We start from the raw sequence: 12,588 nt of genomic DNA, 5'->3' as shown, positions 1-12,588 counted from the left end.
ATCAGTTATTCCTTTAAAATGCGAAAGTCTACGATATTTCCATATCGATCCGCTTCAATATGACAGCACCCCTCAAGCAGCTGTTTTAATTTTCTCCGTCCGCGTTGTACCCTTGATTTTGCTCCCGAGTAAGAAATGCCGAGCTTTTCACTCAACTCTTTTTGTGATAACCCCTGGAATTCAGTTAACTCGAGAGCCTCTCGATACTTTTCAGGCAACCGTTTGATGGTCGATCGAATACACACAGTTGCTTCCTTGGTGAAATTTTCTTCCTCTGCACTGTCATTAAAATGTAGAACATCAGGCAATATTTCGCTTGTTTTTTTTGTACGGTAAAAATCAATAATCGTATTTCTAGTGATCCGATAAATCCAGCTGTCGATCTTTTGTTCATCGATCAGATTTGGGAGATGCACTTGTATTTTCATAAATACGATTTGCAAGAGGTCATCAACGATAGATTGATCGTTAACCCTATGTGAAATATATGTTTTTAACGGCTGATGAAATTGATCCCATAGATCCTCTATATTCATTTGAAAAAACCTCCTATAATTTTGCGTCTGCTTTACATTTGCTTCGTCTTTTTAATCGTAACAAAGAGCGAAACAATTGTTGAATCAATTGTATTGCAGCTGTTGCAAAAAATAATGATAAAGGAGAGGTTTGTTGTGGAGTATACCTATTTAGGGAGAACAGGATTGCGGGTGAGCCGTTTATGTTTAGGCACGATGAATTTTGGAGTTGATACAGACGAAAAGACTGCGTTCCGTATCATGGATGAAGCGCTTGATAACGGCATTCAATTTTTTGATACTGCCAATATTTACGGCTGGGGCAAAAACGCAGGATTGACAGAGAGCATCATTGGAAAATGGTTTGCACAAGGAGGACAGCGCCGCGAGAAAGTTGTTCTGGCGACAAAAGTATATGAACCGATTTCTGATCCGAATGACGGACCAAATGATATGAGGGGCTTGTCTCTATACAAAATCAGACGTCATCTGGAAGGATCACTGAAGCGGCTTCAGACAGATCATATCGAATTGTACCAAATGCATCATATCGATAGGCGGACACCGTGGGATGAGATATGGGAAGCTTTTGAGACTCAGGTTCGCTCCGGCAAAGTAGACTATATTGGATCCAGTAATTTTGCAGGCTGGCATTTAGTTAAAGCGCAAGCTGAAGCTGAAAAACGGCGATTCATGGGACTCGTCACTGAACAGCATAAGTATAGTTTATTAGAACGAACAGCTGAGATGGAAGTGCTGCCGGCTGCACGGGATCTTGGTTTAGGAGTAGTGGCGTGGAGTCCCCTTGCAGGAGGGCTTCTTGGCGGGAAGGCATTGAAAAGCAATGCCGGAATTCGTACAGCAAAAAGAGCAGATTTAATTGAAAAACATCGTTTGCAACTCGAAAAATTTTCAGATTTATGCAAAGAACTAGGAGAAAAAGAAGCAAATGTGGCTTTGGCATGGGTGCTGGCAAATCCAGTTTTAACTGCGCCGATCATCGGGCCACGAACGGTTGAGCAGCTGCGTGATACGATAAAAGCCGTTGAAATCAGTCTGGATAAGGAGATTCTCTGCATGTTAAATGATATCTTTCCCGGACCTGGAGGAGAGACACCTGAGGCATACGCCTGGTGATACATCCAAGACTCAATACTGACATTTTTCTTAAATATTTATACTGAACTATCATATTAGGAAAGACAAGAGCTTGTTTGTCTCTTGTCTTTTCCACATCATGCTGAAAATGCTGGCTAAACATCGACAAAATCGCTGCCGTTTCTAAAAAAGAACCCTAAACAATAGAGTAACTGGAAAGACAACTGGCTTGATCAGCTTGGGACCCCTTTCAGCTGTATTTAAATCAATCAAACTAATGATTCATTGGCAGTCTAAATATTATTATTGTTTCTTTACAAAATAGTAATAGCCCCTGTAATGATTGCTAACAACGTAATAACTAATGATGTAATTACAGCCCACTTAACGGCAAACCTTTGAAATGACCCCAAGTCAATTTTAAGCATGCTTACTAACAGTAGTGTTGACGCAACTAATGGACTCATCAGATGAACCGGCTGCCCCATTATAGAAGCCCTTGCAATTTCTACTGGTTCTATACCATATGCTGAGGCAGCTTCTGCAAAGATAGGTACCATACCAAAGTAATATGCATCATTTGATAAAACAAAAGTAAACGGAATGCTAGTGAGTGCTACAATAATGGGGAAAAACTCTCCCATTGATGAGGGGATGATGGATACCAATGATCCTGCTATGGCATCCACCATCTTTGTCCCGGATAATATACCAGCAAATACTCCTGCCGAGAACACCAATAATACCACGGTTATGGCATTACCAGAATGCTCGGCGATTCGCTCCTTCTGCATTTTTACATTCGGATAATTTATAGTAAGGGCAAGAACAAAACCAATTAAAAATAAAACTGACGGATGCTTAGTTCCAAGCACAATAAACACCATGATACTTATAACGAGGAATAAATTAAGATATATTAAGCGTGGCCTTTTCAATTGCTCGCTCTCCAAACTAGCAGCCATATAAGATTGAGAGCTGTCCTTTGTTATATGTCTAGGCTCTAATTGAACGATGCCTATTCGATTCCTCTCTTTCCTTCCCATTAGAAAAGCCAGAAATATCACACAAGCAATACCTCCAAGCATGGTCGGAAGTAATGGCACAAAAAAATCTGAAGGATCCAAACCCAGCACTGAAATCGCTCTTGTAGCTGGTCCGCCCCATGGAGTCATTCCGCTAACGATACTCAACGACAGCATTGCTAATGTCGCCATAACCATGGGATTCATACCAATTCTTTTATACAAAGGTAACATTGCTGAGACTGTTATCATATAGGTTGTTGTACCGTCCCCATCTAAAGCGATAAGCATTGCCAAGACAGCAGACCCTATCGCTATTTTCACAGGGTCTCCCTTTACTATAGATAAAATTTTTTCTATTAGCGGATCAAATAAACCTGCATCAATTAAAATTCCGAAAAAAAGAATAGCAAACAATAGCAATGCCGCTGAACTTGCAACTGTTTGAATTCCTTCTAAAATCATGTCGCCAATATCCTTACCAAAACCTCCAATAAGAGCAAAAACAATGGGAGTGATGGTCAAGGCAACAATTGGCGAGACTTTCTTTGTCATTATTAATATTGTAAAAACAGTTACCATCGAAAAACCTAAAATAGTAAGCATATTACACCTCCAAGAATACGCTTTCAAATGACTTTTGATTAACATATCTTATACGGTGTAATAAGTTAAATAAATATTTTTTTACTGTGTTCCAAAAAAAATTCTATCATAACTTTAAATGGTTACCATTTGTTCACCCTTTAAAAAATCAATGAATGCTTTAACGAGTTTGATTCCTAATGATTTTTGATCGTACATTAGCCAAGTATCTCTCATTAGAGGCTTACCCTTAGCATTATACAGTTCCATTGTGTACAAATGATCAGATTCCTGCAGGCAAATTTCTGGTGCTATGGAGTAACCAAGACCATGCTTTACCATCTCTTTGCAAGTCTCTTGTCGATCCACTTCCATTGCAATAATGGGGGCTTGTTTTAGATTCGTATGCATCCAATCTTCTATAATCGTTTTTAAAGAAGCATCAGTTTTATATTTGATAAAAGGTAAAAAAGGAAGCTGCTCTATCGTTATTGGTTTTTTTGAGATGATATGTAATTTTTCCCGTGTCAGCCGTTCCTCCACCCCTTTCCAGCGATGGCTTCCTCTCAGTATACCGACTTGTACAATACCAGCATCTAATAATTTCATGACATCTGTGCTCCAGCCTGTTTGTACACTATATTGGACATTAGGATACATAGTGGAAAATTCCCTTAATAACTTAGGGAGCTTATATTGAGCGAAATTGCTTGATACCCCCAGCCTTAGATGTCCTTGCACCTCTTTGCTTAGATTAGAAATATGATCTTTGGTATCTTGAAGTTCCTGTAGCATTCTTCTTGCATAAGCAACCAAGTGTTCTCCTTCCGCAGTAAAGGTAATTCCTTTATGCCTTTTGGTGAATAATTCAATTCCGAAAATCTCCTCAATCTTATTCAACCGATAAGTGATGGAAGGCTGTGATGTAAATAATCGTTCTGCTGTTTTTGTTACACTTTGTTCTTCGTGAAGAATTTTCAATAAAATCCAATCTTTCTCATCCATTTTCATCTTCCTTTCTAGTCCTTCTTTCACAATTATAAAAGTTTTTTTATTGAATATTAAGAAAACTTATATTTTATTTTTATTTTTTTACCTTCTACACTAAAAAACATAAAAAATACTACCTTTCAGATGAGGATGATGACGATGGTCAAGACGAATGTAACAATCATGAGAGGCGGAACAAGCAAAGGCGTTTTTTTTCATGAATCAGCCATGCCTAACAATAAAAACGAATGGGAGCCCTTTTTGCTTGATATCATGGGAAGTCCTGATAAAAGACAAATAGATGGTTTGGGTGGCGGCAATTCTCTTACTAGCAAAGTGGCGATAATCAAGAAAGCACATACCTCGGATATTGATGTTCACTATACTTTCGGTCAAGTCAGCATTTCAGAAGAAAAAGTGGACTTTATGGGGAACTGCGGAAATATCTCCGCTGCTGTTGGGCCATTTGCTATCGAAGAAGGACTTGTAAAAGCGACAGAACCAATGACTGCGGTAAGGATCCTGAATACCAATACGAATAAAATGATCATTGCGGAAGTGCAAGTGGAAGACGGTCAGGTCAAATATGACGGAGATGTTACGATATCTGGAGTACCTGGATCTGGATCTCCAATCTATTTAAACTTTCATGATGCCGCTGGTTCAGTTACCGGTCATTTATTGCCTACTGGAAATAGTTCGGAGTTTTTAGATACAAGTCAAGGCCAAATAGAGGTGTCTATTATCGACTATGCAAATCCATTAGTTTTTGTGGAAGCAAGCAGTATCGGCCTGGATGGAACGGAACTTGCAGAAGAATTTACTGATCTACAGTTGGCTCAATTTGAAGAATTAAGATCCATTGCGGCAGAGAAATGCGGCTTTGCCAGTCGATTTTCAGCTACAAAGTTATCGCCGGCTGTCCCCAAACTGGCTATAGTATCAAAACCAGAGAAATATAAGGATAGTACAGGTGCTTGGCATTCAAACGTTGAGATGGACTTACACATCAGGATGATGTCCATGCAAAAGCCACATCAAGCACTGGCTGTCACTGGAGCGATATGTACAACAAGAGCCCTTTCAGTGGAAGGTGCAATCCCTGCAAGAATAGCAAAAAACCACTCTACAAAGGTTCGGCTAGCTCATTCTTCTGGTATTATTGAAACAATGGTGGAGCCCACTGGTATAAAGATCGTCCGTACCGCACGACGTATTATGGACGGAACAGTTTATACGCATGGAGACTATCAAATGATGTAGATGGACTGTGCAAAAAGCCTCCCCCTTTCCATCGTTAATAGATGGATTGAAGGCGCCTTCTTGCACAGATCCATTGTAATCCGGCATGGCTTTAAAAAAAGCCTCTATATTGTTATTGTTTTACATGAAATCGCCAATGTCCTTTAAGGTATCTGCCTCAAGCCTGACCTAATCATTATAGAGAATTGAATACTTTTTACTGCAAATAAAAAGATACCAACATACATCATTGGTATCTTTTAGATTGAGTTCAATCCGCAGCGGTTTCTTTTCCTTACTGCTTATTTGATTACGAAATTACCGTACTCGTTTGAACGAACATGAATCGGTCCGTTTAAATTGTAGTTGTTCTCCTTGGCGATAGATCGAAGCACGTCCACACGGGCAACTGATTCTCTCCATTCGTCACGGGTGTCATGATTGGCCGGATTCATCAGATCGTCATAGCGTACGTCCAAGAATTTATTTAACCACTTCTTCTCGTCTATTCCGTCTTTAGGTGATCCGCCCGCTTTTTTGTTCGTACGTTTAATCAAGGCATAAAAAGAGTCAGGGTCATCACCATCGCCATGTTGAATAACCGTATCGTACATCACAGCTCTAGCCAATGCTGTTTTTAGTCCGGCATTGTCTGATCGTTTCATAGCAGGCTGATAATACAAATGGTCATTTACTTTGTCTTGAGCGGCGCGAAATTCCTTATCATTTGCAAGCAACTTCCAGGCAGAAGCGAATCCCTTGAGATTGCTTGTATCATCGCTTTCTTCCTTGGCCAGACGGCGCAATTCAGGCAGATACTTTTTCAGTTTGTTATTCGGAACTGCCTTTGTGTATACTTCCACTACTTCCAATGCATCCCCGGTAGCCGTTGTAAAGCCTGCCCGTCCGCATGTATAGCCTCGCCCGTCATCCAATCGCTCTACATATCCATATTGGATCTCCGTTGTGCCGTTTTCAAAGATACTTGTCAGCTGTTCCGCCCGGCGCTTTTGATCTTTATTCAGTCCCGCCGCAAAAACCGTTTCGCTCATCATCAGGGTAAAAAACATGGTGAAAACAAGTAATGAGATCGCTGCTTTTTGCATACTGATTTTCATTGCACTTCCCCTTTCTAAATATTGTAAATACAGACTCAGTATACATGAAGAGACTGCCCTATTGTTGAAAATGCATCAATTTGTCAATATTTTGAATCTAAAGTAATATAGCTTGAATCTTACTCTTTTGATTGCCAATCAGCCTTAGCCCCTCTCACTTGGAAGGTCCCTTTCATACTGCCAACTTTCATTAACAAGATGCCATAAGGCTTTACTCTATTTTATAATGGAAGTGATCATCGAAAATCGTTAGGGAGGTGATGTAAATGGCAAGCAAGATGAGAATGCCAGATTCCGCAACGTCCCATGCAAAGCCTACTATTGGGAAGCGATACTTTGCATGGGGTAGACTTTCTAAAAGATCGCCCAAGTAAGCTTTTCTGATATAGTGGCTTTGCACCTTATTTGTCATAAAAAAATAAGGAGATGGCAGAAATGGCATATGTAAAAGCAACCGCTATTTTACCTGAAAAGCTGATATCGGAAATTCAAAAGTATGTTCAAGGAAAAACAATATATATTCCTAAACCTGCATCCTCTCATCAAAAATGGGGTGCGTGTTCAGGAACAAGAAAGCTGATCGATGACAGAAACGCTTCTATTAAAAAAGCATTTAAAAACGGCAAAACCATTCATCAATTATCTGATGAATATCACCTCTCTATTGAAACAATAAAAAAAATTGTCTACTCTAAATAAACAAAACGGAAGCACTGATGAAATATAATCAGTGCTTTTTATATGGCGAGTTTGTTTCTTAGTTATTTCCTGCATATGATACCATTGGCCAATTGTGTAAAGTTAAGGGAGATGAGAAGAAAGGAAGGTCCTACAAATGACGATAAACAATGGAACATTGCAAGTACCCGGCGCGAACATCCACTATCAGGTGCGTGGCTCAGGTCCAATCATTCTTTTGGTCCACGGCGGAGGCGGTGATGCCGACAAGTTCCATCATGTTGCCAATCATCTGGCTAACTGGTACACGGTTGTTACTTATGATCGCCGCGGCCATTCCCGCAGCAATCTCGCCAATCAGATTGAGGATTACCGTGTGGAAACACACAGTGACGATGCTCACCGTCTTCTAGCCAAAATCACCAATAAGCCGGCATACGTATTTGGAAGCAGCTCCGGGGCTGTTATCGGGCTTGATCTGTGCATACGCCATCCCGAACAAGTACATGTCATGATCCCACACGAACCAATTCTTATTGCAGCTTCTGCATGGAAATGAGCTGAAACAAGCCGAGCAATTCATGGAAGACCTTAAGAAAAATCATCGAAGTGAAGTCATTAAGTTAATGTCAAGATTAGAGACAGACGAACAATCAAAGGCTGTGCTGACAAAGCGGCTTCTCGGCAATTCAACGTATTTCACTGAGTATGAAATTCAAGGAATTCTCAACTATACATTAGATATCGAAGCTTTAAAAACTGTGTTTACATCTCCACTGATGAAGATACTCCCAGCTGGCGGAAGTGCTTCTCGGGAGCTTTTTCCTTATCGTTGCGCGAACGCCCTGGCGGAACAATTGAAAACAGAATTGGTTGAATTCCCCGGAAATCATACAGGGTACACAATGCATCATAAAAAATTTTCTGAGAGGTTACACGACATGTTAGAAAAAGAAAAGAAACATACGTGTTAAGGATTGATTAAAATTTTCATAATAGGACAGGTAAAACTAACTATGGAATTGGAGAAGATTTCACGAAGCGTAAAAAGAACTTTTCACTAACGAGAACGCAATGTGAGATGTTTAACCAAAGTGATATTAGGGATTTCATCGAAAAATAGGTTTGTACATTACGTTCTCCTATTGATTATTTCCTATCTTAATTCCGTATTTTATACCATTAGATACAACTCTAAAGCGGCTCGTTATTTTGTCCTCAACATTAACCAGTGTCTAACATCATGAATCTCTTTTGAAAATCACCACAAATGCAGGTATGGAAGACTTCATCGCAACAAAAACCATACCAACTATTGTTGTTGGTATGGTTCGTCCTAGATAGGCCCTTAAGAAGAGATTCTATTGTACGGAGTATTTAGCTAATTGCATTTGTAACCGACAGGGCCGTCTGAACCTGTGTACACATATGTGTCAGAAACATATCCAATATTCACGACACCCCGGGAATCTTTCCACTGGATTTGGTCCCAGATATTACTCGTTCCATACTTCCCTGTAACAGTCGTTCCATAAGCGTAACAATAATAAGGAACACGGGAGCCGCTCGGAATGGAAAGCATAATAGGATAATTTGTACCAGGACCGCTGCGCATATTGACAGGCGCACCGCTGCTTGTTGAGACAGTAAAGTACTGAACGGCAAGTGCCTGACTGGAAAAAATGAATAATGATGCAATCATAACGGTTAACATACTCAGCATTTTCAGTTTAGTCAATGTCATCCCTCTTTCTTCAATTCCTTCATTTTAAGAAACGATAGAACATATGCTACCAGCTGCATTTAGGAACAACCGGACCGTCTGAGCCTGTATACATATATGTATCAGAGACAAATCCAGGAACGATCTCCCCGCTGGCAAGCGTCCGCTCTGTGTAATTCCAAATATTACTCGTTCCATACTTTCCAGTTACAGTTGTACCGGTTTTGTAGCAATAGATCGGGATGCGGGTTCCGCTCGGAATGGTTGTTACAATCCCCCAACTTGTACCTGGGCCGCTGCGCATATTGACAGGAGCACCGCTGCTTGTTGAAACCGTATAATACTGAGCCGCAAGTGCATGGCTAGAAAAAATGAACAAAGATGCAATCATCACCGTTAGCATACTTAGCCTCTTTAACTTATTCACCTTAAACCCTCCCCTTATAAATGCCGTACGTTTGACTTTCTTACATCCAGTTAAGGATTTACTTTCAGATACCATGCCCCCTCCCCTCCCATATATTTATCAATGTACCATAAACTAGATCTTTCAAAAGTGGAATTATTCCTATGTTTTCGACAATTAAGGATACAAAATAAATGGTATTCAGGCTTGATATTGATGGTGTGTTACATTTGGCTCTTAATCATTTGTCCAGTCGGTAATCACGATTGACAATCCCGAAAAAGGACATGGATCAAGCGGCTTCGTGTCAACCAATTAACTCAATCAGTGTACTGCTTCCTTGTATCCACGCTTCTCCTCGCTTCATGTATACTCCACCTTTTTCACCAATCAAAAACGGACACCAAACAAATCAGCGTAAATGCTGCAAGTTCAGTGTCCGCAACCTATTATGACTTTGCTTTCTTTTACCAGGGCGTATAAAAATGATGAGGTACGTTATCAAACGTTATATTCTATGATTTTGCGAGTCGAAAAATCATAACATTTTATATATTTCAATCAGATTATGATCTGGATCTCTGAAGTGAGCAACTCGGGCACTCCATTCCTTGCGATCATGCGGTTTATTCTCACATTTAACTCCTTTTTCGTGTAAATCGTCATACGTTTTATCAACATCTTCTACCTTAAACTGAAGCAAAAATTTTGATTGAGCTTCTCCTTCCAAGGACTTTTTTTCCTCTCCAACGATTTCAGCCATCGTTTCTCGAGATAAAAGCTCTATTTTCGTTTCACCATTATTAAAGAGTGCATATTCCATTTCATTCTCTAACCAACTTATTGGAAGTCCTAATGAATCTTTATAAAACTCGACGCTTTTCTTAAAATCATTCACCAAAAGTCTAATTTGTAACAGCTTCATATCGAGTGCCTCCTATAAAACCATACTTTTACTGGTCATCCAATTTAATGATACAAAAAGAAACCTGACAGCACTATGTCAAGTTTACATAAATAAATTTCCATACTTCACCTTATTTCAGATTTAAGTGCAGCTTATTCCATGTCATAAGAAATGTACGCTAACGAGCAAAAACAGCGATTCTTAAAACAAAAAATGATACCGAGTGTACTTTCTGTATGCTTCAACGTCATTTCGGGAAATGTAACGTTGATAAAAGGAGGTTACATCAATATGGATCATCAAACATTGGCAGCTCACGAGGCTGTTGACTTACATGAAATCGTGAACTTTAAAACACTTTGTATAGCGAAATCAAAGTTAATGCAAGGGCTTGTGTTTGACCAAGAACTGAAGGACTTGATGCAAAAAGATGTGCAGCAATCCATTCAAGACCTTACTGAATTACAGGCGGTGTATGAGCGTGCCTCATTTCAGGCCCCTGTCCCTCAAAGCCGCCCAACGCCAATCATCAATTGAAAGGAAGGTAAGCCTCTTTGAATAATGATCATTTAGACCCCATTAATTCGCTGAATGTGCCTGAACTAGCAGACACTACATTCGCGATGGATTTTCTTATACGAGCTAAGGAAGGCGTAAGGAATACTGCTGTAGCTTTGACAGAAACCGCTTCACCAGATGTAAGAGCACTGCTTCGGAAACAGCTGATGCAAGGAATTGCGATGCACCAAGAGATTACGGAACTGATGATCAGCAAAAAGTGGTTCCATCCATATGAGCTGAGCGAACAGTATAAGCTGGATCAGCTCTCTGCAAAAAACACGATCATGGTCGGCAATATGAACCTCTTTCCTGATGAAACAAATCGCAAAGGGATGTTTGACCGGACACCTGATGAACACTAACACTGGAGGTTTTACAGCATGAAGGCAGTAACGTATCAAGGCATTAAAAATGTTGTTGTCAAAGATGTCCCCGATCCAAAGATTGAAAAATCCGATGACATGATTATCAAAGTCACCAGTACAGCCATTTGCGGATCAGATTTACACTTAATCCATGGATTGATTCCTAATCTCCATGAAGACTATGTCATCGGCCATGAACCGATGGGAATTGTTGAAGAAGTTGGGCCAGGGGTTACAAAGGTCAAAAAAGGTGACCGCGTCATTATCCCTTTTACGATCGCCTGCGGTGAATGTTTTTTTTGTAAAAACCAACTGGAAAGCCAATGTGATCAGTCTAATGACAATGGGGAAATGGGTGCTTATTTCGGCTATTCAGGGCAAACTGGCGGTTATCCAGGCGGGCAAGCGGAATATTTAAGAGTGCCGTTTGCGAATTTTACCCATTTTAAAATCCCTGAATCTTGTGAGGAACCCGATGAGAAATTAAGCGTGATTGCCGATGCCATGACCACCGGCTTTTGGAGTGTGGATAATGCCGGCGTAAAAAAAGGCGATACAGTTATCGTTCTCGGCTGCGGACCAGTCGGCCTGTTTGCTCAAAAGTTTTGTTGGCTAAAAGGCGCAAAACGCGTCATAGCAGTTGACTATGTAAACTATCGCTTACAGCATGCGAAACGTACAAACAAAGTAGAAATCGTTAATTTTGAAGACCATGAGAATACAGGGAATTATTTAAAGGAAATCACGAAAGGCGGAGCGGATGTAGTCATTGACGCTGTTGGGATGGATGGTAAAATGAGCGATCTCGAGTTCCTTGCCAGCGGATTAAAGCTTCATGGCGGAACAATGAGTGCATTGGTCATTGCCTCTCAAGCTGTTCGCAAAGGAGGAACCATACAAATTACAGGTGTGTACGGAGGCAGATATAACGGTTTTCCGTTAGGAGATATCATGCAGCGAAACATCAATATACGCTCTGGACAGGCTCCTGTGATCCACTATATGCCGTACATGTTTGAACTAGTATCAACGGGCAAAATTGACCCGGGAGATGTTGTCAGCCATGTCCTGCCGCTTAGTGAAGCCAAGCATGGCTATGACATTTTTGATTCCAAAATGGATGATTGTATCAAAGTTGTGTTAAAGCCTTAAAAAACGGAGGTTACAGAAATGGAATACGCCTTACACGAAATGCTTGAGGTTCAGGAAATGACTTCATTTAAGACACTTTGTTTGACGAAATCTAAAACAATGAAAGCACTGGTATCTGATCCGAAGCTGAAAGAAATCATGCAGCAAGATGTTGACATCACCACACGCCAGCTGCAGGAATTTGCCTCTATTTTATCTAATGCAAAGCACGAATGAGGAGATG

The 12,588-nt window shown here is 40.3% G+C and carries 15 protein-coding genes and 1 pseudogene; 8 read left to right on the top strand and 8 right to left on the bottom strand.

Annotated features, from left to right (window positions below; all coding sequences use genetic code 11):
- Positions 1–5 precede the first annotated feature (5 nt).
- A complete protein-coding gene (gene sigZ, locus WA279_RS01675; RefSeq protein ID WP_021480181.1) occupies positions 6–536 on the bottom strand; it encodes an RNA polymerase sigma factor SigZ in 531 nt (176 codons plus the stop codon).
- Between the two features lie 135 nt (positions 537–671).
- On the opposite strand from sigZ, the gene WA279_RS01670 reads away from it, so the two are divergent.
- Positions 672–1,652, top strand: a complete 981-nt coding sequence (locus WA279_RS01670; protein WP_336154031.1) for an aldo/keto reductase — start codon at positions 672–674, stop codon at positions 1,650–1,652.
- 275 nt (positions 1,653–1,927) lie between these two features.
- Here the strand turns inward: WA279_RS01670 and WA279_RS01665 are convergent, their stop codons facing one another.
- Together WA279_RS01665 and WA279_RS01660 are read right to left on the bottom strand one after the other, a co-directional pair.
- Positions 1,928–3,244: a citrate:proton symporter gene (locus tag WA279_RS01665; protein WP_276353004.1), complete on the bottom strand. Its 1,317-nt coding sequence runs from the start codon at positions 3,242–3,244 to the stop codon at positions 1,928–1,930.
- Positions 3,245–3,358: 114 nt separating this feature from the next.
- Positions 3,359–4,228 (bottom strand): LysR family transcriptional regulator, encoded by an 870-nt coding sequence (locus tag WA279_RS01660; RefSeq protein WP_015251604.1) that lies wholly within the window; start codon positions 4,226–4,228, stop codon positions 3,359–3,361.
- Between the two features lie 144 nt (positions 4,229–4,372).
- On the opposite strand from WA279_RS01660, the gene WA279_RS01655 reads away from it, so the two are divergent.
- Positions 4,373–5,476, top strand: a complete 1,104-nt coding sequence (locus WA279_RS01655; protein ID WP_327829563.1) for a 2-methylaconitate cis-trans isomerase PrpF family protein — start codon at positions 4,373–4,375, stop codon at positions 5,474–5,476.
- Between the two features lie 281 nt (positions 5,477–5,757).
- Here WA279_RS01655 and csn read toward each other — a convergent pair whose 3' ends face one another.
- Positions 5,758–6,573 (bottom strand): chitosanase, encoded by an 816-nt coding sequence (gene csn, locus WA279_RS01650; RefSeq protein WP_336154024.1) that lies wholly within the window; start codon positions 6,571–6,573, stop codon positions 5,758–5,760.
- A gap of 435 nt (positions 6,574–7,008) precedes the next feature.
- Between csn and WA279_RS01645 the strand changes: the two genes are divergently transcribed.
- Positions 7,009–7,272 carry a CD3324 family protein gene (locus WA279_RS01645; protein ID WP_336154023.1) on the top strand — a complete coding sequence of 88 codons (264 nt, stop codon included), beginning with the start codon at positions 7,009–7,011 and terminating at the stop codon, positions 7,270–7,272.
- A 136-nt stretch (positions 7,273–7,408) separates the two neighbouring features.
- Positions 7,409–8,225, top strand: a pseudogene (locus tag WA279_RS01640) (alpha/beta hydrolase).
- A 407-nt stretch (positions 8,226–8,632) separates the two neighbouring features.
- Here the strand turns inward: WA279_RS01640 and WA279_RS01635 are convergent.
- From WA279_RS01635 to WA279_RS01620, 4 genes are all read right to left on the bottom strand, one after another.
- Positions 8,633–8,989 carry an SH3 domain-containing protein gene (locus tag WA279_RS01635; RefSeq protein WP_004398671.1) on the bottom strand — a complete coding sequence of 119 codons (357 nt, stop codon included), beginning with the start codon at positions 8,987–8,989 and terminating at the stop codon, positions 8,633–8,635.
- Positions 8,990–9,041: 52 nt separating this feature from the next.
- Positions 9,042–9,401, bottom strand: a complete 360-nt coding sequence (locus tag WA279_RS01630; protein ID WP_119899611.1) for an SH3 domain-containing protein — start codon at positions 9,399–9,401, stop codon at positions 9,042–9,044.
- 286 nt (positions 9,402–9,687) lie between these two features.
- On the bottom strand, positions 9,688–9,774 hold the full coding sequence (locus WA279_RS01625; protein ID WP_336154402.1) for a hypothetical protein: 87 nt from the start codon (positions 9,772–9,774) through the stop codon (positions 9,688–9,690).
- 144 nt (positions 9,775–9,918) lie between these two features.
- The gene (locus tag WA279_RS01620; protein ID WP_336154021.1) at positions 9,919–10,305 is read right to left on the bottom strand and encodes a VOC family protein; all 387 of its coding nucleotides are present in this window, start codon (positions 10,303–10,305) and stop codon (positions 9,919–9,921) included.
- Between the two features lie 273 nt (positions 10,306–10,578).
- On the opposite strand from WA279_RS01620, the gene WA279_RS01615 reads away from it, so the two are divergent.
- The 4 genes from WA279_RS01615 to WA279_RS01600 are packed head-to-tail and all read left to right on the top strand — an operon-like array spanning position 10,579 to position 12,581.
- The gene (locus WA279_RS01615; protein ID WP_014477469.1) at positions 10,579–10,824 is read left to right on the top strand and encodes a hypothetical protein; all 246 of its coding nucleotides are present in this window, start codon (positions 10,579–10,581) and stop codon (positions 10,822–10,824) included.
- A 17-nt stretch (positions 10,825–10,841) separates the two neighbouring features.
- Complete coding sequence (locus WA279_RS01610; RefSeq protein ID WP_009967868.1) at positions 10,842–11,210, top strand: spore coat protein; 369 nt, start codon at positions 10,842–10,844, stop codon at positions 11,208–11,210.
- An 18-nt stretch (positions 11,211–11,228) separates the two neighbouring features.
- Positions 11,229–12,365 carry a zinc-dependent alcohol dehydrogenase gene (locus tag WA279_RS01605; protein ID WP_014477471.1) on the top strand — a complete coding sequence of 379 codons (1,137 nt, stop codon included), beginning with the start codon at positions 11,229–11,231 and terminating at the stop codon, positions 12,363–12,365.
- 18 nt (positions 12,366–12,383) lie between these two features.
- Positions 12,384–12,581, top strand: coding sequence for a hypothetical protein (locus WA279_RS01600; RefSeq protein WP_070547576.1), 198 nt, complete (start codon positions 12,384–12,386; stop codon positions 12,579–12,581).
- Positions 12,582–12,588: the final 7 nt, after the last annotated feature.

Origin of the sequence: Bacillus sp. 204(2023) (assembly GCF_037027505.1) — a bacterium.
GTDB classification, from domain to species: domain Bacteria; phylum Bacillota; class Bacilli; order Bacillales; family Bacillaceae; genus Bacillus; species Bacillus subtilis.
This window is presented reverse-complemented; position numbering and strand designations above follow the sequence as displayed.